Source organism: Methylobacterium brachythecii (genome assembly GCF_014196345.1).
GTDB lineage: Bacteria > Pseudomonadota > Alphaproteobacteria > Rhizobiales > Beijerinckiaceae > Methylobacterium > Methylobacterium brachythecii.
In genome coordinates this window covers 714552-740036 of the sequence record NZ_JACIDN010000001.1, presented here as the reverse complement: position 1 = coordinate 740036, position 25485 = coordinate 714552, and the positions used below count along the sequence as shown (strand labels likewise).

At 67.9% G+C, this 25485-nt stretch carries 26 protein-coding genes; 6 read left to right on the top strand and 20 right to left on the bottom strand.

From position 1 onward, the window contains the following. Positions 1 to 70: 70 nt before the first annotated feature. The 5 genes from GGR33_RS03555 to GGR33_RS03535 all read right to left on the bottom strand — a co-directional run bounded on the left by GGR33_RS03555 (position 71) and on the right by GGR33_RS03535 (position 4930). Entirely contained in the window at positions 71 to 754 is a 684-nt protein-coding gene (locus GGR33_RS03555; RefSeq protein WP_183501971.1) for a DUF4166 domain-containing protein, read from the bottom strand. A gap of 4 nt (positions 755 to 758) precedes the next feature. After that, the gene (locus tag GGR33_RS03550) at positions 759 to 1319 is read right to left on the bottom strand and encodes a GbsR/MarR family transcriptional regulator (RefSeq protein ID WP_183501970.1); all 561 of its coding nucleotides are present in this window, start codon (positions 1317 to 1319) and stop codon (positions 759 to 761) included. 63 nt (positions 1320 to 1382) lie between these two features. Continuing rightward, complete coding sequence (locus GGR33_RS03545; RefSeq protein WP_183501969.1) at positions 1383 to 2423, bottom strand: aldose epimerase family protein; 1041 nt, start codon at positions 2421 to 2423, stop codon at positions 1383 to 1385. A gap of 81 nt (positions 2424 to 2504) precedes the next feature. After that, positions 2505 to 4292, bottom strand: coding sequence for an ABC transporter ATP-binding protein (locus GGR33_RS03540; RefSeq protein ID WP_183501968.1), 1788 nt, complete (start codon positions 4290 to 4292; stop codon positions 2505 to 2507). Positions 4293 to 4384: 92 nt separating this feature from the next. Next, complete coding sequence (locus tag GGR33_RS03535) at positions 4385 to 4930, bottom strand: Spy/CpxP family protein refolding chaperone (protein WP_183501967.1); 546 nt, start codon at positions 4928 to 4930, stop codon at positions 4385 to 4387. A gap of 176 nt (positions 4931 to 5106) precedes the next feature. Here GGR33_RS03535 and GGR33_RS03530 point away from each other — a divergent pair, with 176 nt between their 5' ends. Beyond that, positions 5107 to 6042, top strand: a complete 936-nt coding sequence (locus tag GGR33_RS03530) for a metal ABC transporter substrate-binding protein (protein WP_183501966.1) — start codon at positions 5107 to 5109, stop codon at positions 6040 to 6042. Between the two features lie 301 nt (positions 6043 to 6343). Further along, the gene (locus tag GGR33_RS03525) at positions 6344 to 7264 is read left to right on the top strand and encodes an HD domain-containing phosphohydrolase (protein WP_183501965.1); all 921 of its coding nucleotides are present in this window, start codon (positions 6344 to 6346) and stop codon (positions 7262 to 7264) included. 272 nt (positions 7265 to 7536) lie between these two features. On the opposite strand, the gene GGR33_RS03520 is transcribed toward GGR33_RS03525, so the two are convergent. Then, on the bottom strand, positions 7537 to 7791 hold the full coding sequence (locus GGR33_RS03520; RefSeq protein WP_183501964.1) for a hypothetical protein: 255 nt from the start codon (positions 7789 to 7791) through the stop codon (positions 7537 to 7539). 197 nt (positions 7792 to 7988) lie between these two features. On the opposite strand from GGR33_RS03520, the gene GGR33_RS03515 reads away from it, so the two are divergent. Continuing rightward, positions 7989 to 8681 carry a polyamine aminopropyltransferase gene (locus GGR33_RS03515; protein ID WP_284211488.1) on the top strand — a complete coding sequence of 231 codons (693 nt, stop codon included), beginning with the start codon at positions 7989 to 7991 and terminating at the stop codon, positions 8679 to 8681. A gap of 19 nt (positions 8682 to 8700) precedes the next feature. Here GGR33_RS03515 and GGR33_RS03510 read toward each other — a convergent pair whose 3' ends face one another. The 8 genes from GGR33_RS03510 to GGR33_RS03475 all read right to left on the bottom strand — a co-directional run bounded on the left by GGR33_RS03510 (position 8701) and on the right by GGR33_RS03475 (position 14963). Beyond that, positions 8701 to 9591 carry a LysR family transcriptional regulator gene (locus GGR33_RS03510; RefSeq protein WP_183501963.1) on the bottom strand — a complete coding sequence of 297 codons (891 nt, stop codon included), beginning with the start codon at positions 9589 to 9591 and terminating at the stop codon, positions 8701 to 8703. A gap of 128 nt (positions 9592 to 9719) precedes the next feature. Next, positions 9720 to 10031: a hypothetical protein gene (locus GGR33_RS03505; protein ID WP_233382247.1), complete on the bottom strand. Its 312-nt coding sequence runs from the start codon at positions 10029 to 10031 to the stop codon at positions 9720 to 9722. Between the two features lie 46 nt (positions 10032 to 10077). Continuing rightward, positions 10078 to 10338, bottom strand: coding sequence for a hypothetical protein (locus tag GGR33_RS03500; protein ID WP_183501962.1), 261 nt, complete (start codon positions 10336 to 10338; stop codon positions 10078 to 10080). Between the two features lie 86 nt (positions 10339 to 10424). Then, positions 10425 to 12488 carry a 2Fe-2S iron-sulfur cluster-binding protein gene (locus GGR33_RS03495; RefSeq protein WP_183501961.1) on the bottom strand — a complete coding sequence of 688 codons (2064 nt, stop codon included), beginning with the start codon at positions 12486 to 12488 and terminating at the stop codon, positions 10425 to 10427. 60 nt (positions 12489 to 12548) lie between these two features. Next, the gene (locus tag GGR33_RS03490; RefSeq protein ID WP_183501960.1) at positions 12549 to 13166 is read right to left on the bottom strand and encodes a glutathione S-transferase family protein; all 618 of its coding nucleotides are present in this window, start codon (positions 13164 to 13166) and stop codon (positions 12549 to 12551) included. A gap of 144 nt (positions 13167 to 13310) precedes the next feature. Beyond that, positions 13311 to 14027, bottom strand: coding sequence for an LrgB family protein (locus GGR33_RS03485; protein ID WP_183501959.1), 717 nt, complete (start codon positions 14025 to 14027; stop codon positions 13311 to 13313). Continuing rightward, on the bottom strand, positions 14024 to 14422 hold the full coding sequence (locus GGR33_RS03480) for a CidA/LrgA family protein (RefSeq protein ID WP_183501958.1): 399 nt from the start codon (positions 14420 to 14422) through the stop codon (positions 14024 to 14026). Before GGR33_RS03480 ends, GGR33_RS03485 begins: the two co-directional genes overlap by 4 nt. A 28-nt stretch (positions 14423 to 14450) precedes the next feature. Next, positions 14451 to 14963: a tellurite resistance TerB family protein gene (locus tag GGR33_RS03475; protein WP_183501957.1), complete on the bottom strand. Its 513-nt coding sequence runs from the start codon at positions 14961 to 14963 to the stop codon at positions 14451 to 14453. A gap of 225 nt (positions 14964 to 15188) precedes the next feature. On the opposite strand from GGR33_RS03475, the gene ppk2 reads away from it, so the two are divergent. Both ppk2 and GGR33_RS03465 read left to right on the top strand, forming a co-directional pair. Continuing rightward, positions 15189 to 16097, top strand: a complete 909-nt coding sequence (gene ppk2, locus GGR33_RS03470) for a polyphosphate kinase 2 (protein ID WP_183501956.1) — start codon at positions 15189 to 15191, stop codon at positions 16095 to 16097. Positions 16098 to 16116: 19 nt separating this feature from the next. Next, the gene (locus GGR33_RS03465; RefSeq protein ID WP_183501955.1) at positions 16117 to 17595 is read left to right on the top strand and encodes a carbohydrate porin; all 1479 of its coding nucleotides are present in this window, start codon (positions 16117 to 16119) and stop codon (positions 17593 to 17595) included. A gap of 15 nt (positions 17596 to 17610) precedes the next feature. On the opposite strand, the gene GGR33_RS03460 is transcribed toward GGR33_RS03465, so the two are convergent. The 5 genes from GGR33_RS03460 to GGR33_RS03440 form a co-directional block, all read right to left on the bottom strand. Next, positions 17611 to 18609, bottom strand: a complete 999-nt coding sequence (locus GGR33_RS03460) for a CorA family divalent cation transporter (protein ID WP_246412754.1) — start codon at positions 18607 to 18609, stop codon at positions 17611 to 17613. Between the two features lie 139 nt (positions 18610 to 18748). Beyond that, entirely contained in the window at positions 18749 to 20182 is a 1434-nt protein-coding gene (locus tag GGR33_RS03455; protein ID WP_183501954.1) for a mannose-1-phosphate guanylyltransferase/mannose-6-phosphate isomerase, read from the bottom strand. A gap of 166 nt (positions 20183 to 20348) precedes the next feature. Continuing rightward, positions 20349 to 22511 (bottom strand): methylmalonyl-CoA mutase, encoded by a 2163-nt coding sequence (gene scpA, locus GGR33_RS03450; RefSeq protein ID WP_183501953.1) that lies wholly within the window; start codon positions 22509 to 22511, stop codon positions 20349 to 20351. Between the two features lie 76 nt (positions 22512 to 22587). Continuing rightward, positions 22588 to 23421 carry a DUF3108 domain-containing protein gene (locus tag GGR33_RS03445; protein ID WP_183501952.1) on the bottom strand — a complete coding sequence of 278 codons (834 nt, stop codon included), beginning with the start codon at positions 23419 to 23421 and terminating at the stop codon, positions 22588 to 22590. Between the two features lie 125 nt (positions 23422 to 23546). Further along, positions 23547 to 23960 (bottom strand): hypothetical protein, encoded by a 414-nt coding sequence (locus tag GGR33_RS03440; RefSeq protein ID WP_183501951.1) that lies wholly within the window; start codon positions 23958 to 23960, stop codon positions 23547 to 23549. Positions 23961 to 24108: 148 nt separating this feature from the next. On the opposite strand from GGR33_RS03440, the gene GGR33_RS03435 reads away from it, so the two are divergent. After that, positions 24109 to 25047 carry a DUF817 domain-containing protein gene (locus GGR33_RS03435; protein ID WP_183502192.1) on the top strand — a complete coding sequence of 313 codons (939 nt, stop codon included), beginning with the start codon at positions 24109 to 24111 and terminating at the stop codon, positions 25045 to 25047. A gap of 103 nt (positions 25048 to 25150) precedes the next feature. On the opposite strand, the gene GGR33_RS03430 is transcribed toward GGR33_RS03435, so the two are convergent. Then, positions 25151 to 25366, bottom strand: a complete 216-nt coding sequence (locus GGR33_RS03430; RefSeq protein WP_183501950.1) for a hypothetical protein — start codon at positions 25364 to 25366, stop codon at positions 25151 to 25153. Between the last annotated feature and the right edge of the window lie 119 nt (positions 25367 to 25485).

Genomic DNA, 25485 nt, shown 5'->3' with positions numbered 1-25485 from the left:
AAGCCAGGACCAACAGGCTGACGTTTACGGGTGTAGCCCTGGATTGCTTCGGCTCCACCTCGCAGTGACGTCAGAGCCCTGATTTCACCGCCACGCTGTCCCGAAACTCCGCCTCCTGCCGGATCAGCAACCCGAGCAGCGGGTGACGCAGGTCGAGGACGAAGCGGAAGGCGTCGTCCGTCATCGCCGCATGGCTGACGCTGAGTGCGCCCGGCGACAACCACGCCGGCAGCGTCAGCCGCAGACCGCACACGTCGAAAAAATAGCCGCGGCTGCGAAACACCAGCGCTCCATCATCGACGCCGACGCTCAGACTCATGCCGATCCCCGCGCCGATGTGCTCTTCGAGCCCAGTCGGCCCTGCGAAGCGTTTGGCCGAGTGGATCATCTGCGGGAAGCCGCTCGGCCGGGCATAGAGCCGTGTCCAGATCTGGCCGCCGCCCTGTGGGTCTTCGGTGACCGAGACGACGCTCGCCATGCCGGCCGCCCGCGAGAGCGGCAGCGGCGCACCGATGAAGCGGGTGGCCTGGGCGAGCAGCCAACCGGCCCAATTCATCCGCGTCGAGACGACCTGCCCGGCATAGACGGCGCTGGCCCCTTGCGGCAGTCGCTTCGAGAAGCGGCGGCGCACGGCCTCGGGCAGCGAGGCCCATTGCGCCTCCGGGATCAGCGCGCGGAAGCGCAGATCGAGCAGATCCGTCGTGGCCAGCGCGGGATCGGCGCGCGTCGGAAGACAGCGTGCGAGGGCTGACATCGGCTCACCCCTCCGGCTTCGTGGGCAGGAAGCGGACGATGCGGCTGCCGAGCTTGATCAGCTTGGCGAGCGTCCCGTGCGGAACGTGCAGCATCTGCGCGTACCAGCCCTCCATCGTCTGCGTGAAATCGAGCATCGCGGTCAGCCGCCGCCGCGCTACCTGACCGACCGCGGGATCGTCTTCGGCCTGGACCGCGCAGGCTCGCAAAGCCGCGATGGCCGGATCGATCTCGCGCTCCTTGCGCCCGGCGGCGATCCGCGTCGCCATCTCCCAGAGGTCGGTCTCGGCCACGAAATGATCGCGTCGGTCGCCGAAGACCGGGACGCGCCGGATCAGGTTCCAACCGGTCAGCTCGCGCAGCGAGTTCGACACGTTGGAGCGGGCGATGCCGAGCGTGTCGGCAATCTCCTCCGCCGTGATGGGCTTCTCGGAGAGGTAGAGCAGGGCATGGATCTGCGCGACGGAGCGGTTCACACCCCATTGGCTGCCCAGGTTGCCCCAATGCATGACGAAGCCCTCGACCGCGGTCGGAAGCTTCTTTTGCTGGTCCGTTATTTCTGTCATGACAGAAATTAGAGACTGGCTTGAGCTGATCGTCAAGCCGTTTCGAGCATGGCAAAGCCCGGCTTATGCCACCGAGAATCGATAGGTCGTGGTGGAGACAAACGGCGCCCCCGGCCGCAGCACGGTCGAGGGAAAATCCAGGTGGTTCGGCGCGTCTGGAAAACCCTGCGTCTCGAAGCAGATGCCGTCGCCGGAGCGGTAGGTGCGCTTCGACGGGCCGACCAGCGTGCCGTCGAGGTTGTTGCCCGTGTAAAGCTGCACGGCCGGCTGGGTCGTGGCGATGTCGAGCCGGCGACCGCTCGCGGGATCGTGGCAGGAGGCGGCGGGGCGCAGGCCGCCGCCGGCGTTGCGCAGGACGAAGTTGTGGTCGTAGCCCTTGGCGAGCACGATCTGCGGGTCCTCCTGGCGGATGCGCTCGCCGATCGCCGTGGGTTTCCGGAAATCGAAGGGCGTGCCCTCCACCGAGCGGATCTCGCCGGTGGGGATCTGACCCGCATCGGTCGGCGTGTAGGCATCGGCCGCGATCTCGACGACATGGCCCATCACGTCGCCCGACCCCTCGCCGGCGAGGTTGAAGTAGCTGTGATTGGTCAGGTTCAGGACGGTCGGCTTGTCCGTGAAGGCACGGTAGTCGATGCGCAGCACGCCGTCCTCGGGCAGGCTGTAGACCACTTCGAGGTCGAGATTGCCCGGAAAGCCCTCCTCGCCGTCTGGACTGCGCCGCATCAACACGACGCGCCCGGCATCCGCGGCCTCGATCCGGAAGAGCCGCTTGGCGAAGCCGTTGATGCCGCCATGCAGGGTGTTGGGCGGGTTGTTGATCGGCAGCTCATAGGTCGTCCCGTCGAGGGCAAAGCGGCCCCTGGCGATGCGGTTGGCATAGCGCCCGGCCAGCGCCCCGAAATGCGGGCTCACCGTCTCGTAGCCCTCGACGGAATCGAGCCCGAGCACGACGTTGGCGAGGCGGCCCTCGCGGTCCGGCGTCTCGATCGTCGTGAGGATGCCGCCGTAATCGAGTACCTGAACGCGAAAATTGCCGCGCTCCAGCGTCAGCCGGCTGACGATCTCGCCGCCCTTGGTCTTGCCGAAGATCTCGCCGGCCATCGGGCTCTCCCGCGCTGCCACGCTCCCGAAGGGAACATTGCGCGCGAGATGGCTTCGTCCATGGGCTGAACGCGCGCTGCCCTACTGTTCGGCGAGCACGGCCTGAGGCTCCGACGGGTCCGCGAGCTGCAGGCGATGGAGACGCGCATAGGCCCCGCCCGCCGCGACCAGGGTGTCGTGGGTTCCCGTCTCGATCACCCGTCCGGAATCGAGCACCGCGATCAGGCCGGCATCACGCACCGTAGACAGGCGATGGGCGATCACCAGCGTGGTGCGCCCCGTCATCAGCCGCTCCAGGGCGGCCTGGACGAGCCGCTCCGACTCGGAATCGAGGGCACTCGTCGCCTCGTCGAGCAGCAGGATCGGCGCGTCCTTCAGGAAAGCGCGGGCAAGCGACACGCGCTGGCGCTCGCCGCCCGAGAGCCGGCCGCCAGCCGGCCCAACGTGAAAATCGTAGCCCTCGGCGAGCCGCGAGATGAAGCCGTGCGCCGCGGCGGCCTCGGCGGCGGCCTCGATCTCGGCCCGGCTCGCGCCGGGGCGGCCGAAGGCGATGTTGGCCGCGATGGTGTCGTCGAACAGCACCACGTCCTGCGAGACCACGGCGACGGCCTCTCGCAGCGAGGCGAGGGTCACGCTGCGGATGTCCTGGCCATCGATCAGCACGCGGCCTTGCGTGACGTCGTAGAGGCGCGGCACGAGGTTGAGCAGCGATGACTTGCCCGAGCCCGAGCGGCCGACCAGCGCCGTGGTGGTCCCGGGCGGCACCGTCAAGTCGATCCCCTCGATGGCCGGCGCGTCCTCGCGGTAGCGGAAATGCAGGTCCTCGAAGCGGATCTCGCCCTTCGTGACCTGCAACGGTACGGAATCGGCCGGCTCGCGGATCGTCGCGGGCTCGTCGAGCAGCGCGTAGTACCGGGTCAGGGCGGCGGAGGCCTCCTGCAGGATGGCGTTGAGCGTGCCGAGCGCGCGTGCCGGCTGCGAGGCGAGCAGCAGGGCGGCGACGAAACCCGTGAAATCTCCGACCGTCTTCTCGCCCGACATCACCCGCTGCCCGACCAGCACCAGCACCGCGGCGACCGCGAAACCGCCGCCGACCTCGAGCAGCGGGTCGAGCCGGCCGCGGGTGTTGGCCGCCTTCATCTTGAGCCGGCGCACATGCTGCAGGGCGTCCGCGGCGCGGCCCTTGAGATAGCCTTCGAGGGCGTAGGTTTTGGCGACGCGCGCACCCTGCAGGCTCTCGCTGATCAGGCTCGCCATCAGGCCCATCTGCTCCTGCGTGTTGGTGGAGACGCGGCGCAGCTTCTTGCCGACCCGGCCGATCGGCCCGGCGACGAACGGCGCCGTCACGCCGGCCGCGAGTGTCATGATCGGGTCGATCCAGAGCAGGGCGCCCACCAGCGCGATCAGCATGGCGAGGTCGCGCAGCATCACGGTGGAGATGCGGGTCAGCGCCTCCTTGATGAAGGCAAAATCGGTGGTGAAGCGCTGCGTGAACGAGGCGGCGCTCTCCCGGCCGAGCTGGGCCATGTCGGCCTCGATCAGGTGCGCGTAGAGCGCCGCCTGCATGTCGGCCTCGACCTGGGTGACGACACGGTTCGTGAGCACGGTCTGGCCGTACAGCGCGAAGCCTCGCACGGCCGTCACGGCGATGACGACGAAGGGCCCATAGATCAGAGCACGCTGGTCCTTGGCGTCGAAGGCGTCGAAAGCCGCCTTGATCAGCGTCGGGTAGAGCCCGGTCGCGGCTCCGACGATGGCGATCAGCACGAGCACCGCAGCAAGCGTCGCCCGATGCGGCGCCATCCACTCGCGCCAGAGCCGTCCGAGAAGGGGGAGAGTGTCGCCTCTCAGGAGCGGGCGCCGCGCCATGCGTTTCGCGTTTTCCGTGATCCGCCCCCGTCGAAGGGACAGCGGTGTTTGCCGCCGCCGTCCCCCGGGATCAAGCGAAACCCGCGAAACGATCAGTCGTCGCGCTTCTCGCCCGGACCGTCCCGGTCGCCGTCATGATGGCGCCAGCCGCCATGGCCGCCCTCATGGCCACCGCGCCCACGTAGCGGATGCGCGAGGATCGCGGCGCGTCGCTTCTGGCCCTCGTCGAGGGTGGCATAGAGCGGCCCGGTGGCGTCGGCGAGCTTGCGCAGGGCCTCACCGCGGGCGGTTGCCGCATCGGCCATGGCGCGCAGGCGGGTCGGTGCGTCCTGGGGCTTCTCGCCGCGCTCGCGCCAGGCCTGCATCCGGGCCTGCCGCTGTTTGAACATTTCGCGCATGGCGGCCTCGACCGGCGGCCAGAGCTTGTCCTGGTCGGCATTGAGCTTCATGCCGGCATGGAGCGCAGCGATGCGCGCATCGGCGAAGGCCGCACGGTCCTCGGGGGTCAGCGCGCTCCAGCGGCCGTGCCGATGGCCGGGGCCGTCCCAGCCGTGACGCCCCTCGGCGCTCGCCGAGGCGATGGCGCCTGCACCGGCCAGCCCGGCCAGCATCACCGCAACGATCACACGTTTGGACATGGCGGAACCTCGATCAACGAACGAACACACCCCAGGCCAACAGAATGCCCAAGCCAGTGTATCCGGCGTATGTCCGGCAGATTGCGGTTTCGTCACGTTGCGCAACACCTGACGCGATTGGCAATGTGATAATGTTACATTATCTGACCCGGATCGGTGAGAGTCGGACGGGATCGATGACGGGCAATCGGGTTTGGGGACTTCGGCGAGCGGCGGCATGGCTGCTGCTGATCCTGGCCGTGCTCTCACCGGCTGCGGCCTCGGCCGAGGAGCGGATCAAGGCGGTGGCGACCTTTTCGATCCTCGGCGACCTCGTGCGCCAGGTCGGGGGAGACCGCGTAGCCGTCACCAACCTCGTCGGGCCGGATGCTGACGCGCACAGTTTCAGCCCGTCTCCGGACGATGCGCGCCGGCTCGCCGGCGCCGACATCATCTTCGTCAACGGCCTCGGCTTCGAGGGCTGGATGGAGCGGCTGATCCGCGCCTCCGGCACCAAGGCGCCGGTGATCGTCGCGTCGAGCGGGGCGAAAACCATCGCCGGCTCGCGTGATCACGCCGACCATGATCACGGCGATGTCGCGGACAACCACGACGATCCGCATGCCTGGCAGAGCGTGGCAAACGCCAAGCTTTACGTCGCCGCGATCCGCGACGGCCTCTCGCGGATCGATGCGGCCCACGCCGCGGCCTATGCCGAGAATGCCAGGGCCTACACCGAAAAACTCGACGCGCTCGAAGCCGAGATTCGCACGACGATCGCCGAAATTCCCGAAGCACGCCGGCGGATCATCACCACGCACGATTCCTTCGGCTATTACACGCAGGCCTATGGCCTACGGTTCGTCGCGCCGCAGGGCCTCTCGACCGACAGCGAGGCCGGGCCGCGGGACGTCGCCCGCATCATCCGGCAGATCCGCAAGCAGAAGATCCCGGCGGTCTTCCTGGAAACCATCGCCGATCCGCGCCTGATGCAGCAGATTGCCCGCGAGAGCGGCGCCAGGGTCGGCGGGCGGGTCTATTCGGACGCGCTGAGCGCGGCAGACGGGCCGGCACCGGGTTATCTCGAGATGATGCGCTCCAACCTGCGCGCCTTCCGCGAGGCGCTGGGTTAGTCGACGGCGCCCGTCATCGTCCGCACGACGAACCACCTCGCGCCCTCGGTGAGATGATCGAGAAATCAGTTCGTTAACTATCGCAGTAAACCGAACAGTATCGGTTTTGTGGAAACTTATTTTCTGGGATGGAAAACGACCGAAGATTCACTTCGAGCCCGTACGGTGCGGCTGATTTTACATGGCTGTTCTGCTGATCACCGATAACGGGAAGCGAAGCAGACCCCTCATCGAGGCGCTGCGATGCGTCACACCATGCGAGGTCGTCGGACCGACGGTCGAATGGAGCGCGCAGACACCCGTGGCGGCCGTCGTCGTGGATTGCGACTTCACAGAGCTCTCGGTCGGCCGCTGCCTCAAGGCGCTCGGCGATCGACCGGACATCACCGCGAACATCCTCGGCATCGCCTACAGAAGCTCGAGCAAGGCACTGCGAACGGCGATGGCTCTCGGGCTCGACGCCTGCATCCCGTTCTACACCGAGCCGCACGTCATCGTGGCCGCCGTTCAGAACCTGATCGACCCGGACGACGGCATTCTCAATGCGTCCACGCGCCGGTGCGCGGAGCAGGCGGCGGCCGCGGTCTCGCATCTGTTCCACTCGGCCGGGACCAGGGGGCGGATCGATCTCAAAGCCGTCGACGACTCGGTCGACCCCATCCTCACCGCGCTGAAGGATGGCGGATTGGCCCGATGGCTCAACACGATCGAGGCGCACGACAAGGCGACCTATCAGCATAGCTTGCGCGTCGCCGGCCTCTCGGCCCAGTTCGCAAATCACATCGGCTTCCCGGATTTTCAGAGAAGACGACTGGTTCGGGCCGCCCTCGTCCATGATCTCGGAAAGTCACAGGTTCCTCGCGAGCTCCTGTTGAAGAAGGGCTCGCTGAACCCGGAAGAACTGGTGATCATGCGGGCGCATACGACGCTCGGCTACGATATTCTTAAGGCCAGCAGCAACGCGGATTCGGCGATGCTGGACGCCGTCCGGCATCATCACGAACTTCTGGATGGGAGCGGATATCCGGACGGTTTGTCGGGGGACGCCATCAGCGACATCGTCCGGCTTCTGACGATCTGCGACATCTACTCCGCTCTCACGGAACGGCGCTCCTACAAGCCGGCCATGGAGCCGCAGGAGGCCATCGCCGTTCTTCACGGAATGAGCACCAAGGTCGAGCCGCGGTTCGTCCAGGCACTCGATCGCGCGCTCGCCGCTTGAGCGAGCAGCGGCACCCCAGAGGGCGGCTGCAGGCCGACGCTCCGACCGGCGTGTTGGGTACGAGCCGCGGGCCGCTCGCATTTCCCAATGCTCCAGTCGTCCGTGATCCGATCGATCGGCGTGCGCCCAGCCATTCTGGGTCCGTCCACCGAACCGGCCGCGCTGACCCGTTTCATCGGTTCGCGTAGCCCGCGGCATCGAAGCTGCGATCGCGCTGCTCAACCGGTCGGGAAATTGCGGGCCCTGGGGTAGCAGCCCAGCACAAAGGCCACTCAGTCGACCTTCACCTCGAGGCGGCGCGTGGGTGTACGGCCCAGCGTCTGGATCACGCGTGGCGGACGGCTCGCCTTTTCGGCGATCTCGGCCTCCTGCTCCTCGATCATCGTCCGAGCGGGCTCGTCGCCGTCGAGGCCTCCGAGGATTTCCATCGGGATGCGGCGGTTCGAGGCGAGGCTGCCATCCTCGAACACCACGTCGAACAGAACGAACCCGCGCTCCTGCGGCTTCGACTTCACGCGCTTGGCCATGGGAGGAGACTCTTTTGATCGATCGCGGCCATCTTTGGCGAGGCCGGCGATGCGGAATGCCCGAAACGACGAGACCAACGGGCCTCGCTTCGGGCGCCTGCATAGCCCCGTCCGTGATCGGCGCCTACCCCGTCCGGTGTCGTGTCTGCTAAGCGCCGGCCGTCATCCTCTTCTCACCCACAGCAAAGCCATCCGCCGTGAACGACTGGATCCAACGTGATGTCGGCGCGGTGCCCGGCACCCCCGAGACGATGCGGCTGATGCAGCGCAGCGACGGCTTCACCATCATGGTGGGCAAAGTCGAGCTGATGAGCGACCTCCTCTGCGCCTCCGAGCGGGCGCTGGCGACCCTGGCCTGCGAGCGCCTGCGCGACCGTCCGGCCGCCCGCATGCTCATCGGGGGGCTCGGCATGGGTTTCACGCTGCGCGCCGCTCTGGACGGTCTCGGCCCGCAGGCCAACGTCGTCGTCTCCGAACTCGTCCCTGCCGTCGCCACCTGGGCGCGCGGCCCCCTCGCGCATCTTTTCGAGGGAGCGCTCGACGATCCGCGAGTCGCGCTGCGGCTCGAGGACGTCAACCGGATCATCCAGGAGACGCCGGCCGCCTACGACGCGATCCTGCTCGACGTCGACAACGGTCCCGAGGGCGCCACCCGGAGGCAAAACAGCCGCCTCTACGACGAGTGGGGCCTGAAGCGCGCGCGCTGGGCCCTGCGCTCGGGCGGCATCCTGGCGGTCTGGTCCGGCCACCCCGACCGCAAGTTCAAGGCGCGCCTGAAGAGGGTCGGCTTCTCCGTCGAGGAGATCCGCATCCGCTCGAACGTCGATAGCGGCCGCCGCCACGTCCTGTGGCTTGCCACCGTCGAGACCGACGGGCTCGGCGCCGGCTGACGGTTCGCTCCTCCTGCCCTCAATTCAGGAACCGGTTGGCGCGAAGCCGGGCCACGGCGAGATCGACGAAGGCCCTGACCTTGGCCGGAGCTTGGCGCCCCTCGGCGTAGATGACGTGGATCGGTAGGGGCGGCTCCTCGTAATCGCCGAGCACGATCTGCAGGCGTCCATCGAGCAGGGCCGGCCCGATCTGATAGTGCAGCACCCTCGTCAGACCCCAGCCCGCCGACACGGCAGAGATCGCGGCCTCGTTGGTGTTGCACTGGAGGACGGCGCCGATCGTCACCCGCTGATCCCGCCCGAAGCGCCATTCCGGCGAAGCCCAGGCGCTGGTCGGCGCCGCGATGCGGTGGTTCCTCAGATCGGCCGGGGTCTCGGGAACGCCGTGCGTCTCGAAATAGGCCGGCGACCCGCAGACGACCCGGCGCACCGCGCCGACCTTGACCGCGGTGAAGCCGGAATCCGCGAGGTTCCCGATGCGGATGGCGACGTCGATGCCCTCCTCGACGATGTTCACGGAGCGGTCCACGAACAGTGTCTGCGCCGCCATGGTCGCGTAGCTGTCGAGGTATTCGGTGACGACGGGCAGGACGTACATATGCCCGAACAGGAGCGGCGCGGTGAGGGAGAGCGTCCCGGACGGAGTCGCGTAGGAGCCGGCAGCGGCAGCCTCCGCCTCGGCGATGTCTGCGAGGATGCGCCGGCAATCCTCGACGTAGCGCCCGCCAGCCTCGGTGAGCTTCACCGAACGCGTGGTGCGCACAAACAGGCGCGCGCCGATGGTTTCCTCCAGCGCCGCGATGGCACGGGTCACGGCCGGAGCGCTCATGTGCATCTGGCGCGCGGTCTCGGCGAAACTCATCGTCTCGGCGACCTTCGCGAAGATGCGCATGGCATGCCAGCGGTCCATCGACTGTCGTTCGCTCCCGGACGAGACTTGGAGCGCGCAGCCGCGCCCTCCGACAGCTTCTATCATCCGGGATGGAACAGCCAATCGGCAAGGCGCGAACACGCGGCTCTCGCCGCTAAGGCAGTGGATCACGCCCGAGCGGCCAACTCCTCGATCTCGTCGCAGACGGCCTCGGCGATGCCGAACCGTCGGGCGCGGGCGCGCTCGATCCGCACGCGGTCCCGGTCGCCAGAGGCCGAAGCCAGCGCGAGGGCCAGGGCTGCGGAGGTCCGCATGTCGAAGCTGCGGCCATGCCGGGCGGCGTCGATCTCGGCCCCGGTCATGCCGAGCCGGCAGGCCGCTTTCTCCTGTCGGCGGTGCAGCGCCGGATCGCCGTAACCCGCCGTGAGACCGAGAGCGATCGACAGGCGCACGCGCTCGTCGAGCGTGAAGGAGGACATGGTGGGATTTCCGATCGGCGGCTTCGTGGCTGTGGAGTCAGGTCGCCTACCGGCCGGGGACGGGGACAATCACGCCGGCTCGCCTGTCGCGCGCGATGGCCTCGACGATCTCGGCGTCGCCGAAGCCGGCCGCATGGACCGCGGCCATGTCACTCAGGGCGACCGCGCCGCAGACGGGTGGAATTCCGACGGAGGCGTGGAGGCCGCGGATCGCCTCCGGCACCCGGTCGCGATGCCTGTGGAATGCCTGCAGGAACCACCGGGAGGGGCCGTGCTGCAGGCCGAAGGGAATCGAAAGACGGTGCATGATCTCATCCCCGTTCGAGACGTCGGCTCCTCTCGAGAGACCGAGGGCAATCGCGAAAAACCTCGTTTTTCCGCGATTTGACGATGTCAGAGGGCGAGTTGAATGCGGTCCTCGCCCTCGGCCGGCGCAGCCGAGCAGATCAGCACCTCACCCTCCTCCAGGGGAGCCGTCGGCTCCCGCAGATAGGTGACCTTTCCGGCCAGCAGCCGGGTCTTGCAGGTGCCGCAGGAGCCCGTCCGGCAGCTGAATTCCGGGCTGAGTCCGCGCGCCTCGGCGAGGTCGAGCAGGGACCCGGATTCAGGCGTCCAGCGAGCCTCCTTCGTCGAGTCCATGAACGCCACCGGCACCGGCTTGGTCGAGGGCGGCGGCCAGGACGACACGGGCGCCGCCACCGGCAGGGTCCGGACCAGCGACGAGGGCCCGAACGCCTCCGCATGGATGCGCTCGTCCGCGATGTTCAGCCCGCGAAGGCCGTTGTAGAGCGCCTGCGTGAACAGCGGCGGTCCGCAGAGGTAGAAGTCGTAATCGGAGAACGGCAGGAAGCGGCCGAGCATCGCCATGTCGATCCGACCGGCGACATCGTAGTCGACGCCCTCCTCGGCGCCCTCCGGATCGCTCAGCACGCGAACGACCCGCACGCCCCTTTGCGCGGCCTTGACGATGGCCTCGAGCTCCCGGTCGAACGGGCGCTCGCTCTTCGAGTGGGCCGCGTAGAACAGGACGGTCGGACGGATGCCGCGGGTGCGCAGGCCCTCGTAGACGACATGGCGCAGCATCGCGAGCATCGGCGTGATGCCGATGCCGCCGGCGAGCAGCACGGCCGGGCGCTTCTCGCGCGCATCGATCGTGAACACGCCGTTCGGCGCTCGCGCTTCGATGATGTCGCCGACGCGCAGGGTGTCGTGCAGGTGCCGCGAGACCACGCCGTCCCGCTTCACGCTGATGCGGTAGACCGCATCTGACGGCGCGACCGACAGGGTGTAGGTGCGGATGACCGGCTTCTCCGATCCCGGCAGCGTGACGCGGATCGGCAGGTGCTGCCCCGCCTTATGCGGGAGCAGCCCGGCGCCATCGTCCGGCACCAGGTGGAACGAGCGGATCGCCTGACTCTCGTCGACGATCCGCGCCACCTTCATCGGGCGCCAGCGCGTCGCCAGTTCGGCCGCACGGAGGCGGTCGGCGGCCTGCTGCCAATCGCCGGTCATCAGGGCGTTCGGCGACCAGGCGTCTTTGCGGAACGACCAGCGCAGGGGCAGCGCGCCACGCCGCCGCACGATGCGGCGGGGGCGGAAGCTCCACAGGCGCTCAGCCCCCTGGAAGGCGGCGATCTCGGGCGAGTCGAGGATGACCTCGGCCTCGCCCGTCATCTGCAGCAGGTCGCCCGTCTCGAAATCGGCGAAGACGAGGCCGGCCTTGCCGTTCAGCAGGATGTTGCCGAGCGTCGCGAAGAACAGATTGCCAGCAAAATCGGGAATGGTGAGCGTGCCGTCCTCGGCGATGCGCACGAACCCGGTCTTGCCGCCGCGATGCGAGACGTCGACCTGCCGCCGGTCGTCGCGCTCCGCAAAGGAGGCAACGAACAAGGTGTCGGCAGCAGCGATCATTTCGCGGGCGGATGGGTCGAGCGCGACGCTCTCCTCGACGAGGCCGGCGAAGGGCTCGCTCGGGTCGCGGACATAATCGAGGTCGCGCAGTTGGATGTATTGTGGGCAGTTTCCGAAGCTCTGATCGACGTCGAAGCGGAAGCCGTCGCCGGTCTCGGCGCGGACGATACCGTTCACGCGGTTGCGGCGTCGGGTGTTCAGCTCGATCCCGAGCAAGCCGATGGCATTGCCTTCCGCCATGCCTTCGGTAGCCGGATCGCTCGCGTCACCCCGTGCGCCGATCTCGAGGATGTGCGCGTCGGGGGACGCGATGAAGCCTGGCCTTCCCGGCAGGATCGTCGCCCAAGGATCGCCCTGGCGATCGACGCTGCCGAGGATGATGAAGGGGATGTGCTCGAAGAAGTCGCGATGCTGGTCCGGCAGGTAGTCCCGGACCACGCGCTGACCGACCTGCTCCATCCGTTCGGCGACGCCGGCCTTCTCCTGGATGGCCTTCTCCCCGGCATGCCAGGTGGCCAGCTTGCTCATCGTCGTCACGTAGCTCATGGCCGTGTCCTCCGATCGGGTGAGACAGGGCGCGCCACCCGGCGCGCCCTGAGCTTCATGTCACGCTGCGGCCGAGAGGCCGGCGGGGGTCTCGACGAAGGAGACGAAGCCAGGCAGCGCCTCGACCCGGCGCAGGAAGGCCGTCACCTTCGGGTAGCCCGAGAGATCGACATTGCCCTCGGGAGCGCGGGCCACGTAGCCGTAGATCGCCACGTCGGCGATGGTCGGGCGCTCGCCGACGAGCCAGTTGCGGCTGCCGAGATGCGCTTCGAGGCGCCCCAGCAGGGTGTGGGCCCGGCCGATCACTTCCTCTGGGCTGAACTTCGCACCGAAGACGGTGACGAGACGGGCCGCGGCCGGGCCATAGGCCAGCTCGCCGGCGGCGACCGACAGCCAACGCTGCACGGCAGCCTCGCCCTGCGCATCCGACGGCAGCCAATCGGACTGTCCGAGCTTGCGAGCGATATAGACGAGGATCGCGTTGGAATCGGAGACGACGACGCCGTCATCCTCGAGTACCGGCACCTGGCCGAAGGGGTTCAACGCGAGGAATTCGGGCGTCTTATGCGCGCCGGCCATGAGGTCGACCTCGACCAGTTCGTGCGGAACACCGAGCAGCGAAAGGAACAGGCGAGCCCGGTGCGAGTGGCCGGAGAGGGGATGGACATGGAGTTTCATCGGTTTGATCCCTGGCTGTCTTGGCCGGGATGTCCCCGGGCCGTGACGACAGAGTGCTCTGGGACCTTGTCGATGATAATGCCCGATCTCGGCAGTTCATTGCTGCGCGAGGCGGAATAATGAATGGGGCTGCCGAAGCAGGGACTACCTGATCAGCCCAAGCGCCACCGGCACGAGCATCGCCGTGAGAAACGCGTTCAGCCCCATGGCGATGCCGGCGAAGGTGCCGGCGGTCTCGCTGACTTGGAAGGCGCGCGCGGTGCCCAGGCCGTGGGCGGCGAGGCCCGCCGCGAAGCCGCGGGCGCGCAGGTCCCGGATGCGCAGGACGTTGAAAAGGGGCGTGACGATGATCGCCCCCGCCGCGCCGGTGAGCATGACCAGCACGGCGGCTAGGGTCGGATCGCCGCCCAGCGTCTCCACGATGCCCATGGCGACGCCCGTCGTCACCGATTTCGGTGCGATCGCCACGACGATCTCGTGACTCAACCCGAGCGCCCTCCCGAGCACGATCGCGCTCGTGAGAGCCGTGACGCAGCCAACGACGAGGGCCGCGAGCATCGGCAGCAGCGCGCGCTTCACGACGGCCCTGCGTTCATAGAGCGGCAGGGCCAGGGCCACCGTCGCCGGACCAAGCAGGAAGTGCACGAACTGGGCACCCTGGAAGTAGGTTTCATAGGGCGTGCCGGTCAGCTTCAGGACGAGACCGGTCAGCCAGATCGCGTGCAGCACCGGGTTGGCGAGCGGGTGCCGCCCGGTGGCCTCGGAGAACCGGTCCGCGACCGTGTAGGCGACGAGCGTCACGGTCAGCCACAGGAGCGGCGTGCGCGAGAGATAGACCCAGAGGGCGAAATCGCCGCTCACGGACGCTCCTCCGGCGGTCGCACGAGGCGCGAGACTGCCGCGAAGGTAAGCGCCGTCGCCGACAGGGTCAGCACTACGGAGACGAGCAGGACAACGGCGAGCGCGAGCCCGTTCGCCGCCAGCACGTCGAGGCGGCCGACGATGCCGACGCCCGCCGGCACGAACATCAGCGAGAGATGGGCGAGCAAGCCCTTCGCGGTGGATTCCAGCCCACCCTCGACGAGGGGGCGGGGCAGGACCGTCTCGGCAGCCCGGCGATACCGGTCCCGGATCAGCAGGAAGCCGAACATCAGCGCGGCCCCGATCACCGGCCCGGGCACCGGCGCGCCGCTCGCATGCGCCGCGACCTCGCCGAGGAGCTGGGCGATGAGGATGAGGGCGAGGCTGACGATCACAGTGGGAAGAGGCTCCGCTCGAGATCGGTCACCGTCCCGTGCGGCCCGCTTGCGCCAGCTCCGCCGTGGCCTCGGCCGCCATGCGGGCGCCTTCGCGGGCACGGCCGATGGCGGTCTCGTCGAGGCCGAGCAGCTTGCCGAGGCGCCAGACCAGGGCTTCCTCGAACTCGTGTACGTCGCCATCCGCTCCCGCGACCGACCAGGCCATGGCCAGGATGCGCTCGCGCTCCTCGTTGTCGCCCTCCCCGATCAGCTCGACGAGGCTCGCCATGTCGCGGGTCTCCGCGTCGAACGCGGCGGCGCGGGCGATCAGCGCCGTCGCCTCGGACTCCGTCGCGGCGAAGCGCGAGCGCACGAGCCGGGTCAGCCGCTCGGCCTCGGCCGGATCGAGCACGCCGTCGGCCCGCGCGACGTGCACCAGCAGGGCCGTGGCCGCGAGATGCTCGTCGGCCTGGGCGGCCGTTTCCGCATCCTGGCGTACGGGCTTGTCGGAGCCGAAGGCCGCCGTGGCGTAGGAGATCAGTCGGGCGAACAGCGCCATGGGGGCTCGCGGAGCGTGAGGTGCGCTAACCTTGGGAGGGGCGCCATCGCCGTCAAGCGACGAGGCCGTCCGCGGACGAGATGGCGACGGGGCGTGGCGCGGCTGCATCGCGCGCGAGCCGTGGATGCAAGGTGGGGAAACCGCGTCCAGGACCACAGCCTTCTCGGAACTGTCACGAACGGCGGTCTAATCCCGGTCGGAACACCATAACCTGGAACAGCCGAGATGACCGACAACGCAGCCACCATCGAGGCCATCCGCCGCGAGCTGGCGGACAGCTACGACGAGGAGTTCGAGCTGGAGCTCGAGGACGACCGCCTCGAGAGCCTCGAAGAGGGCGCCGCCGAGCGGAAGGCCAGGGGGCTCGACCGCAAGGTCTATTTCCGCGAGCTGCTCCGCCTGCAGCACGAGCTCGTGCGCCTGCAGGATTGGGTGAAGAGCCAGAACCTGCGGGTCGTGGTGCTGTTCGAGGGCCGCGACTCGGCCGGCAAGGGCGGCGCGATCAAGCGCATCACCCAGCGCCTCAACCCGCGGATCTGCCGCGTGGCGGCGCTGCCCGCGCCGAGCGAGCGCGAGCGCACGCAATGGTACTTCCAGCGCTACGTCGCCCATCTGCCGGCGGCCGGCGAGATCGTGCTGTTCGATCGCTCCTGGTACAACCGCTCCGGCGTCGAGCGGGTGATGGGCTTCTGCACCGAGAACGACGTGGAGGAGTTCTTCCGCTCCGTGCCGGAATTCGAGCGCATGCTCGTGCGCTCGGGCATCATCCTGGTGAAGTACTGGTTCTCGATCACCGACGAGGAGCAGGAATTCCGCTTCCAGATGCGCATCCACGACCCGCTGAAGCAGTGGAAGCTCAGCCCGATGGACGTCGAGTCGCGCAGCCGCTGGGAGGATTATACTCGCGCCAAGGAAGAGATGTTGGCCCGCACCCACATTCCCGAGGCGCCCTGGTGGGTTGTCGAGGCGGTGGACAAGAAGCGCGCCCGCCTGAACTGCATCAGCCACCTGCTGGAGCAGATCCCCTACGGCGAGGTTCCGCATCCCCCGGTGAACCTGCCTGACCGCGTCCGCCACGACGACTATATCCGCCACCCGGTCGCGCCGGAGCTGTACGTTCCGGCCAAGTTCTGATCCGGCCGACGCGTCGGCCATGGCCCGCCGGCGCCTGCCCGAACGGCTGCGGCACGCCGCAGCCGCCATCGCGATGGCGGGCGCCCTCTGGGGCGGCAGCCCGGTGCAGGCGCAGCAATCGCAGCTGCCCCTGACCGGCGCCGGCGGCGATCCGCAGACCGCGGTCGCCCAATCGCGCACCTCGGATCAGGTCTCCGTCACCAACGGCGGCTCGATCCAGTCGTCGCTCGGACCCTACGGCGATCCGTTCGGATATCGCGCCTACCTCGCCGAACGCGGGATCACCTACGTCGTCACCTATATCGGCGAGGGGCTTGCCGACGTGCGCGGCGGCCTGCGCCGCGGCGCGACCTATGGCGGGCGCCTCGACACCTCGCTCGACGTCGACCTCGACAAGCTGGCGGGCTGGAGCGGCGCCCGCTTCCACACCGACTTCTTCCAGATCAACGGCCACGGCCTGAGCCGAAAATTCGTCGACAACCTAACGACGGTGAGCGGCATCGAGGCGCTGTCGGCGACACGGCTGTTCGAGCTCTGGGTCGAGCAGCGCTTGTTCGACGACAAGCTATCGCTGAAGGTCGGCCAGATCTCGGCCGACACCGAGTTCGCCATCGCCCAGTCGGCGGTGGTGTTTCTGAATGCCGGGTTCGGCTGGCCGAATATCGGAGCCGTCGTGCTGCCGAGCGGCGGACCGATCTATCCCCTGGCGACCCCGGCGATCCGCGCGAAATACGTGCCGGACGAGCACCTCTCGTTCCAGGCCGGGCTCTTCAACGGCGACTCGGCCGGCGTGCCGGCGCTCGGCGACGTCACCGATCCGCAGCGGCGCAATCCCAGCGGGACCAGCTTCCGGGTGAACGATCCGGCACTCGTGATCGCCGAGGTCGCCTACGCCTACAGCATCGCCAACGACGCCAAGGGGCTGCCCGGCACGGCGACCCTCGGCGGCTGGCACCATTTCGGACAATTCGACAGCCCGCGCTTCGACAGCGTCGGCGGCCGCCTTCTCGCCGATCCCCAGGCCAGCGGCTTCGCCCGCCGTTTCCGGGGCGACGATGGAATCTACGCGATCCTGGATCAGACGATCTATCGCGACCCAGATCACGACGACCAAGGCGCCAGCGTGTTCCTGCGCGTCTCGGCGACCCCGTCGGACCGCAACCTGGTCAGCTTCTATCTGGACACGGGCATCGCCTATAAAGGCCTGTTCCCGGATCGCCCGAACGACACGATCGGCCTCGGACTGCTCTATTCCAAGATCAGTTCGGCGGCGCGCGGCTACGACCGCGACCTGATCTTCCTCGGCCAGGGCACCGGGCCGGTCCGCAGCAGCGAGGCGGTCCTGGAGCTGACCTATCAGGCCGAAATCGTGCCGGGCCTGACCGTACAGCCCGACTTCCAATACGTGATGCGCCCCGGTGGCGGCCTCGCAGACGAGCAGGGCACCCGGCTTCGCAACGCCGCCGTCTTCGGCCTTCGCACCACGATCAACTACTGATCGGAGCGGGCCGTCTCAGTCGCGCGGCGACTTGATCCCGAGCGCGCGGATCACGCCGAACACCGCGATGGCGGACATGACGCCGATGACGATCGCGATAGTGGAGCCGTTCTCCAAATCCGAGAGCGGCAGGCCCTTGGTGTTCATGCCGAACAAGCCGGTGACCAGGGTCGGCGGCAGGAAGACCGCGGTGAGGATCGAGAGCGTGTAGATCTGCCGGTTCGATTCCTCGGCGAGGTGGGCGCTGACCTCGTCCTGCATCAGCCGGCTTCGATCCGCGATCATCACCATGTCGCGGTCGAGGGCGTCGAGGCGCTGGGCGATCCGGCTCGCCGTCTTCATGGCTGCGGCCGAGATGTTCTCGTCCTCGTCGGCCGCCTCCAGGCGATGGAACACGGCGCGCAGCCCGAGCAGCTGTCTGTGCAGCCGCACCGCGTCGCGGCGGATCGGACCGAGACGGCGACGTTCGCCCCGCGTGCGTTCGCGGCGTTCGAGAATGTGATCTTCGATCGCGTCGAGCTCGTCGACGAGGCGGGCGCCCGTCGCTGCCATCGAGGCGATGACGTGGCTGACGAGCGTCTCGAGCAGCGCGATCGGCGCGCTCATGCTCTTGCCCTCCGTCGCGGCCTCGCGAACCGCCTCCGGCGCCAGGACGGGATGACGGCGACCGCTGACCAGGAAGCGCGGACCCATCACGAAATGCAGACGCCCCGCGGCATCCGCATTCGCCTCGGGACAGAATTCTTGGACGAGGTCGGCGACCACGCCACCGATATGGCCATTCTCGACCGCGATGCGCTGATGCTCATCGGCGCCGAAGGCAGACGTCGCCAGATGCGACGGACCGAACCGTTCCTGGGAGATCAGATCGGCGAGTCGCGCGTGGTTCAGGTTGAAGTGCAGCCAGACGAAGGACTCGCCGAAATCGCCGGGATTCGGCAGCGGTTCACCATGCGCGACGAGATGGCCTCGCCCCCCCTCGTCGAAGCGCATGGCCCAGAGAAGACCGGGCATGGCCGGCGCGTCGCTCAGAAGATGTTGCATGGGGATGAGTGCCGGCCGTTCCCGAGGTCTGGAACACCTGCGACGACATCGCAGGCCGGGCGTGTTCCTGGCTCAGCTCCGGCAACACTTTCATGACGGCAGCCGGCGGCTACCGTCCATAGATATCCTCGACGCGGATGATGTCGTCCTCGCCGGTGTAGGAGCCGACCTGGACCTCGATCAGCTCCAGCGGGATCTTGCCGGGGTTGGTGAGGCGGTGCATCGAGCCGATCGGCAGATATACCGCCTCGTTCTCGTGCACGAGCACGACACGCTCGTTCACCGTGACCTCGGCCGTGCCCTTGACCACAACCCAGTGCTCGGCGCGGTGATAGTGCTTCTGCAGCGACAGACGGCCGCCGGGCGTGACCATGATGCGCTTCACCTGGAAGCGCTCGCCGATATCGATGCGCTGATACCAGCCCCAGGGCCGGTACATGCGCCGGTGCGCGTCCGCCTCGGGGTGAGCCTTCTGGCGCAGCGTGGCGACGAGATCCTTGACCTCGCCCGAGCGGGCCTTCGAAGCAACAAGCACGGCGTCGGGCGTCGCCACCACCACGACGTCGTCGAGGCCGACCACCGTGGTCAGGCCCTCGCCCTCGCTGTGAACCAGACTGTTCGTGGTGCCGACCAGCTCGACCCGGCCGCGCACAGCGTTGCCCTGCGAGTCTCGGTCGAGCACCTTCCAGACCGCGTCCCAGGTGCCGACATCCGACCACGGGAACGAGACGGGCAGCACCCCCGCCCGGCTGGTCCGCTCCATGACCGCGTAGTCGATCGAGGTCTTGGGCGCCTTGGCGAAGGCGGCGGCGTCGAGGCGGATGAAGTCGAGATCGCTCGTGGCCGCCTCCAGCGCGGCACGGGCCGCGGCGAGCACGTCGGGCACATGGGCCGCGAGCTCCGCGATCATCACGTCGGCGCGGAACATGAAGTAGCCGGAATTCCAGAGGGCACCCTCAGCGATCAGCCGCTCGGCGCCGGCCTTGTCCGGCTTCTCGACGAAGCGCTCGACCGCGTGGAGGCCGGACAGGCCATCCAGAACCGGACCTGGACGAACATAGCCGTAATCGCTCGCCGGTCGCGTCGGCTGGATGCCGAGCGTCATGACGTGGCCGGCGCGTGCGCCGCTGGCCGCGTCACGAGCCGCCGCCCGGAAAGCCTCGGTGTCGCCGATCACGTGGTCGGCGGCGAGGATCAGCAAGACGGTGCTGGGATCGCGTTTGGCGGCGCAGAGGGCGGCGACGGCAACGGCCGCGGCGGAATCCTGCCGGCTGGGTTCGAGGACGATGTCGGCGGCGACGCCGCTCTGAGCCAGTTGCTCGGCGACGATGAAGCGCGCGTCCGACGAGGCGATGACGATCGGCTTCGCAAAGACCGAGGCGTCCGTCACGCGCAGCGCGGTGGCCTGGAACGTCGAGGTCTCGGCGTCGACGAGCCGCGAGAACTGCTTCGGCATGCTCTCGCGGGAGGCCGGCCACAATCGCGTGCCTGACCCTCCGCAGAGGATCACCGGGAGGACGCGCTCGACGCTGACTTCGGACATCGGATCTGGCCGCCCCAAGAGACAGATTGTGATCCGCTAAGCGCCCTCGAAGTCTCGGCCTGAGACGTGAACGAGGGAACCCCACGGGAGACTGGCCCGGTCCGGGACGGATCGAGTCAACTCAAATCCACCCGAGCAAAATTCGCGCAAGCTCTTCTTTCGAAGACTACTCCGCAGCCTGCTGCTTCGCATAGCCCAGCCTGTCGTTCAGCTCGGTCATCAGCTTGACCGCCGCCTCGGCGATCACCGTGCCGGGCGGGAAGATCGCCGAGGCGCCGGCCGCGTAGAGCGCGTCGTAATCGGCCGGCGGGATCACGCCGCCGATGACGATCATCACGTCCTCGCGGCCCTGTTCCGTCAGTGCAGTCTTCAACTCCGGCACCAGGGTGAGATGGCCTGCGGCGAGCGAGGAGACGCCGATGATGTGGACGTCGTTCTCCACCGCCTGGCGCGCGGCCTCGTCCGGAGTGGCGAAGAGCGGCCCGATGTCGACGTCGAAGCCGAGATCGGCAAAGGCGGAGGCAATGACCTTCTGGCCGCGGTCGTGCCCGTCCTGGCCCATCTTGGCGACGAGGATACGCGGGCGGCGCCCGTCATTCTCTTCGAACTCCTCGACGAGTTGCTTCACCTGTTCCACTGCCGGCGACATGCCGCCCACCTCCCGCTTGTAGACGCCCGAGATCGAGCGGATCTCGGCGCGGTGACGGCCCCAGGCCTTCTCCAGCGCCTCGGAGATCTCGCCGACCGTGGCCTTGGCCCGCGCCGCGTTGACCGCGAGTTCGAGCAGGTTCTCGCTGGTGTTCACCGCGTTGGTCAGCGCGGCCAGCGCCGCGTCAACGTCGGCCTGCTTGCGCTCTGAGCGCAGCCGCTTGAGCTTGTCGATCTGCAGCGTGCGCACGTTCTTGTTGTCCACGCGCATCAGCTCGATCGCCATGTCGTCGTCGGGCTTGTACTTGTTGATGCCGACGATGGTCTGGCGACCGGAATCGATCCGGGCCTGGGCGCGGGCCGCGGCCTCCTCGATGCGCAGCTTCGGGATGCCGGCCTCGATGGCCTTAGCCATGCCGCCGAGTTCCTCGACCTCCTTGATGTGCTCCCAGGCGCGAGCCGCGATGTCGGCGGTAAGCTTCTCGACGTAATAGGAGCCGCCCCACGGGTCGATGATCCGCGTAGTGCCGCTCTCCTGCTGCAGGAAGAGCTGGGTGTTGCGGGCGATGCGGGCCGAGAAGTCGGTCGGCAGGGCCAGCGCCTCGTCGAGCGCGTTGGTGTGGAGGGACTGCGTGCCGCCCTGCGTCGCCGCCATCGCCTCGATGGCGGTGCGGGTGACGTTGTTGAACACGTCCTGCGCCGTCAGCGACCATCCGCTCGTCTGGGAATGCGTGCGCAGCGGCAGCGACTTCTCCTTCTGCGGGTCGAACTGCTTGACGAGCTTCGCCCAGATCAGGCGCGCAGCCCGCATCTTGGCGATCTCCATGAAGAAGTTCGTGCCGATCGCCCAGAAGAACGACAGGCGCGGTGCGAACTGGTCGATGGTCAGGCCGGCGGCGAGGCCCGCCTTGATGTATTCGACGCCGTCGGCGAGCGTGTAGGCGAGTTCGAGGTCGTTCGTCGCCCCGGCTTCCTGCATGTGGTAGCCGGAGATCGAGATCGAGTTGAACTTCGGCATGTTCTTCGAGGTATAGCCGAAGATGTCCGAGATGATCCGCATCGATCCCTTGGGGGGATAGATGTAAGTGTTGCGGACCATGAACTCCTTAAGGATGTCGTTCTGGATCGTTCCGGCGAGCTTTTCGGGCGGCACGCCCTGCTCTTCCGCCGCGACGATGTAGAGGGCGAGGATCGGCAGCACCGCGCCGTTCATCGTCATCGATACGGTCATCTCGTCGAGCGGGATGCCGGAGAACAGCACGCGCATGTCGTAGATCGAGTCGATCGCCACGCCCGCCATGCCGACGTCGCCCGAGACGCGCGGGTGGTCGGAATCGTAGCCGCGGTGGGTCGCGAGATCGAAGGCGACCGACAGGCCCTTCTGCCCGGCCGCGAGGTTGCGCCGGTAGAAGGCGTTCGAATCCTCGGCCGTCGAGAAGCCGGCATATTGCCGGATGGTCCAGGGCTGCGCCGCATACATCGCCGGATAAGGACCGCGCAGATACGGCGCGATGCCGGGGAACGAGCCGACACCCTCCAGGCCCTCGCGGTCCTCAGGGCCGTAGAAGCCCTTCACCGCGATGCCCTCGGGGGTCATCCAGGGCTCGGACACCGGAGGCGGGGGAGCCGGAATCGGCTCTGCCGCATAGGAGAGAGTGGTGAAATCTGGAATCCGGGACATCGGCGAACTCTAGTACAGCCTTTGCCCGGTTATAGAAGCTTTGTGGCGGCGGCCAAGCACACCTTATGGTGGAGCCCTACGGTTGTGCCGACGCCTTCGCCCCCTTGCCGGGCTTCGGCGTGGGGGCGGCCTCGCCCCACCGCGTCGCATCGATCTTGGCCGTGCCCCAGGTTAGGCCGACGCTGATAGAGAGCGGCAACAGCAGCCCGACCTCCGGCGCCGGGGCCAGACGGATGCGCATGTCGTCGTTTTCCTGCATCCGCTTGACCGAGGAGCCCTTCGGCCGGTGGCCCGAGACCGGCACCCAGCGCGCACGGCATTCGAGCACGGGCCCGCGATAAGGGCCCTTGGTGAGCGTGCTCACGCTGCCGCGGGAGAGCACGATGTCGACGCGCGTCAGCCCGTCGTAGACGGGGATGCGCCGATCGCAGATCGATGGTTCCAGCGGCCCGGACGGCGCGGGGATCGCGAGCATGCCGACCGGATCCGTCACGCCGACCTTGTCGCCGGCCGCGACCGGGAGCCGATCGGGGCGCGGCGTCGGCATCGGGTCGACCGCGGCGCTCTTCACGGTGCCGTCGTTGAAAGCGACGGCGACCGTCACCGGATAATCCGAGTAATGCGCGTCGATCTTGAACGACGAGGGCACGGTTCCCGACTTTGACATCCGGCCACTCGATCCGGCCTTGCCGCCGCCTTGGAAGAACCAGCCGGCCATTCCAGCGAGCCCCCCGTCGAGCTCGAGCGAGTAGTGCTCCGCGTTCCGCTCTGCCGTCAGCTTCGACGTGCCGACCGTGAGGCCGAGGAAGGACAGGCCGTAGTCGATGACGAAGGATCGTGGCGCCGCGTCGGCGGCGAGCGACGACGCCAGGAGGAGCGCGCCCGCCAAGCTGCTCAGCCGCCATGCCATGCTCGACTCCGACCCACCGACCCGAAATCCCCCGTGATGCCGCCTTCCTCCCGCTTCGCGGCGGGATCATGTCCGCGACGGCTGTCGCCGAAGGTGACTGGCGGCCGGATCGGGTGGCGCCGGGCTCAGGCTCGGGCGAGAAGCCAAGCCCTGCGCGTCTCGATCATCTCATCGAGGTGCTTCCGGCGTTTCTCCTTGCGTTGGCAATCGCTGGGACAATCGCAATTGCAGTCCGGCGATTCGCAAGACAGCACCGACAGGAGGACGAAGCCGATCGCGATGGCGGCGAGCGCATAGATCGGCCACGCGAATCCGAGGCCGACGACGAGCGCAAGGCCGAGCTTGAGCCCGAGCGAGCCGGCGACCTTCAGTTTCAGCATCGTCGCCAGGGTCCCGCCCGCGCCGAGGCCCCCGCGCAGCGTCCGTAGGATCGCGATGCGGTAGCGCCGCCGTGCAGCCAGCGCCTCGAGCCGCGCCAGTTCCCGCTCGACGCGGATCACCGATGGGTCGCGGCTGTCATGGATCGTCGACGGCAGCATCGGATCCTCCCCCCTTCGTCAGACACAGTATTGTCGAATGAACGCGACGGTTTCATCCGTGCGCCAGCGAACGCGAAGGCGCGGCCATCATCGCTAGGCTCGGGACGCTCGCATGGCACCGGCCATCGCGGCGGGAGGGGTTCGCACGATGTGGCGACGCGGCGACAAGCCCGAAGAGACCAGTGCCGCGCGGCTCTGGCCACCGCTCGCGCGCTTCATCACGGCAGAAGCCCGGCTCGGGGCGCGTGTTGCCGCGAAGGGCCGAGCGGCGTCTTTCGCCTACGAATTCCTGCGCTTCGGGGTAAAGCAGGGCTGGGCTTGCCTGTTCGGCGGGTTGATGTGCGCGCTGCTGATCGGCACGCATCTTTTCTACCCGGCCCACGCCGCGCTCGGCCGCTACGACTTTCTCACCCTCGCCGCGGTGGCGATCCAGGTGGCCCTGCTGATGCTTCGGATGGAGACCTGGGAGGAGGCGAAGGTCATCGCTCTCTACCACGTCGTCGGCACGGTCATGGAGATCTTCAAGACCGGTGTCGGCTCGTGGATCTATCCCGAGGAGAGCCTTCTACGGATCGCCAGCGTGCCGCTCTTCACGGGCTTCATGTATGCGAGCATCGGCTCCTACATCGCCCGTGTCTGGCGGCTGTTCGACTTCCGCTTCGAGCGGCATCCGGCGATCGTTCTGACGCTGCCGCTCGCCGCAGCGATCTACGTGAACTTCTTCGCCCACCACTACATGCCGGACTTGCGGCTCGTGCTGTTCGCCGCGACAGCGCTGCTGTTCGGGCGCACGATCGTCCACTTCAAGGTCTGGCACACGCATCGCTCGATGCCGCTGCTCGTTGGCTTCGGCCTCGTCGCCCTATTCATCTGGTTCGCCGAGAACATCGGCACGGCCACGCGGGTCTGGATCTATCCGAGCCAGGCGGCCGGCTGGTCTCCGGTTGCATTTGCCAAGTTGGGCTCCTGGTTCCTGCTGATGATCGTCTCCTACGTGCTGGTAACGCTGGTCAGCCGGCCGAGAGCCATGAGCGAGGCGGCCGCGGGCACCCGGCGGAGGCCACTGCCCGTTGCCGAAGGCGCCTGAGCCGCGCTGGCATGGGCCGCAAACGACAACGGTCCGGACCCGAGGACGGGCCGGACCGCTTGTTGCCGGAAACCCGGCGATGTCGATCGCCGAAAAGCGGCGATCAGTTCAGATAGGTGCGGATCCAGTTCGGGGAGAGGATCTCGCCCTCTTCCGTGATGATCCAGGGCTGCTTGGCCGGATCGCTCAGCGCGCCGGCGGCGGCGGCGAGCGCCTCGCGCAGCGTGTCGTAGCGCGCGGGCTGCGCCAACGGCGAAGAAGCCGGGAGCGTGCGCCAGATCGTCAGGTCGGCCGGTCGTTCGAGAGCCTCGGTTTCCATGTCTCGACTGTCCTCTTGAACCCTGTTCTTCCGACCCATCGGCGATTTGCCGCTTCGATGAGCCGAGGTGATGCTTCTTCGTGCGCGAATGGGAGCATCTGTTGGCGTCTTTGCGATCA

Bases quoted from the DNA above. Each gene is read 5' to 3' on its own strand.
- GGR33_RS03505 (WP_233382247.1), bottom strand. From the start codon at position 10,031: ATGTCCTCCTTCACGCTCGACGAGCGCGTGCGCCTGTCGATCGCTCTC.
- ppk2 (WP_183501956.1), top strand. From the start codon at position 15,189: ATGACCGACAACGCAGCCACCATCGAGGCCATCCGCCGCGAGCTGGCG.
- GGR33_RS03550 (WP_183501970.1), bottom strand. From the start codon at position 1,319: ATGACAGAAATAACGGACCAGCAAAAGAAGCTTCCGACCGCGGTCGAG.
- GGR33_RS03535 (WP_183501967.1), bottom strand. From the start codon at position 4,930: ATGTCCAAACGTGTGATCGTTGCGGTGATGCTGGCCGGGCTGGCCGGT.
- GGR33_RS03430 (WP_183501950.1), bottom strand. From the start codon at position 25,366: ATGGAAACCGAGGCTCTCGAACGACCGGCCGACCTGACGATCTGGCGC.
- GGR33_RS03530 (WP_183501966.1), top strand. From the start codon at position 5,107: ATGACGGGCAATCGGGTTTGGGGACTTCGGCGAGCGGCGGCATGGCTG.
- GGR33_RS03440 (WP_183501951.1), bottom strand. From the start codon at position 23,960: ATGCTGCCGTCGACGATCCATGACAGCCGCGACCCATCGGTGATCCGC.
- GGR33_RS03500 (WP_183501962.1), bottom strand. From the start codon at position 10,338: ATGCACCGTCTTTCGATTCCCTTCGGCCTGCAGCACGGCCCCTCCCGG.
- GGR33_RS03475 (WP_183501957.1), bottom strand. From the start codon at position 14,963: ATGGCGCTGTTCGCCCGACTGATCTCCTACGCCACGGCGGCCTTCGGC.
- GGR33_RS03540 (WP_183501968.1), bottom strand. From the start codon at position 4,292: ATGGCGCGGCGCCCGCTCCTGAGAGGCGACACTCTCCCCCTTCTCGGA.
- GGR33_RS03555 (WP_183501971.1), bottom strand. From the start codon at position 754: ATGTCAGCCCTCGCACGCTGTCTTCCGACGCGCGCCGATCCCGCGCTG.
- GGR33_RS03545 (WP_183501969.1), bottom strand. From the start codon at position 2,423: ATGGCCGGCGAGATCTTCGGCAAGACCAAGGGCGGCGAGATCGTCAGC.
- scpA (WP_183501953.1), bottom strand. From the start codon at position 22,511: ATGTCCCGGATTCCAGATTTCACCACTCTCTCCTATGCGGCAGAGCCG.
- GGR33_RS03435 (WP_183502192.1), top strand. From the start codon at position 24,109: ATGTGGCGACGCGGCGACAAGCCCGAAGAGACCAGTGCCGCGCGGCTC.
- GGR33_RS03510 (WP_183501963.1), bottom strand. From the start codon at position 9,591: ATGGACCGCTGGCATGCCATGCGCATCTTCGCGAAGGTCGCCGAGACG.
- GGR33_RS03455 (WP_183501954.1), bottom strand. From the start codon at position 20,182: ATGTCCGAAGTCAGCGTCGAGCGCGTCCTCCCGGTGATCCTCTGCGGA.
- GGR33_RS03520 (WP_183501964.1), bottom strand. From the start codon at position 7,791: ATGGCCAAGCGCGTGAAGTCGAAGCCGCAGGAGCGCGGGTTCGTTCTG.
- GGR33_RS03445 (WP_183501952.1), bottom strand. From the start codon at position 23,421: ATGGCATGGCGGCTGAGCAGCTTGGCGGGCGCGCTCCTCCTGGCGTCG.
- GGR33_RS03495 (WP_183501961.1), bottom strand. From the start codon at position 12,488: ATGAGCTACGTGACGACGATGAGCAAGCTGGCCACCTGGCATGCCGGG.
- GGR33_RS03490 (WP_183501960.1), bottom strand. From the start codon at position 13,166: ATGAAACTCCATGTCCATCCCCTCTCCGGCCACTCGCACCGGGCTCGC.
- GGR33_RS03460 (WP_246412754.1), bottom strand. From the start codon at position 18,609: ATGCCCGGTCTTCTCTGGGCCATGCGCTTCGACGAGGGGGGGCGAGGC.
- GGR33_RS03465 (WP_183501955.1), top strand. From the start codon at position 16,117: ATGGCCCGCCGGCGCCTGCCCGAACGGCTGCGGCACGCCGCAGCCGCC.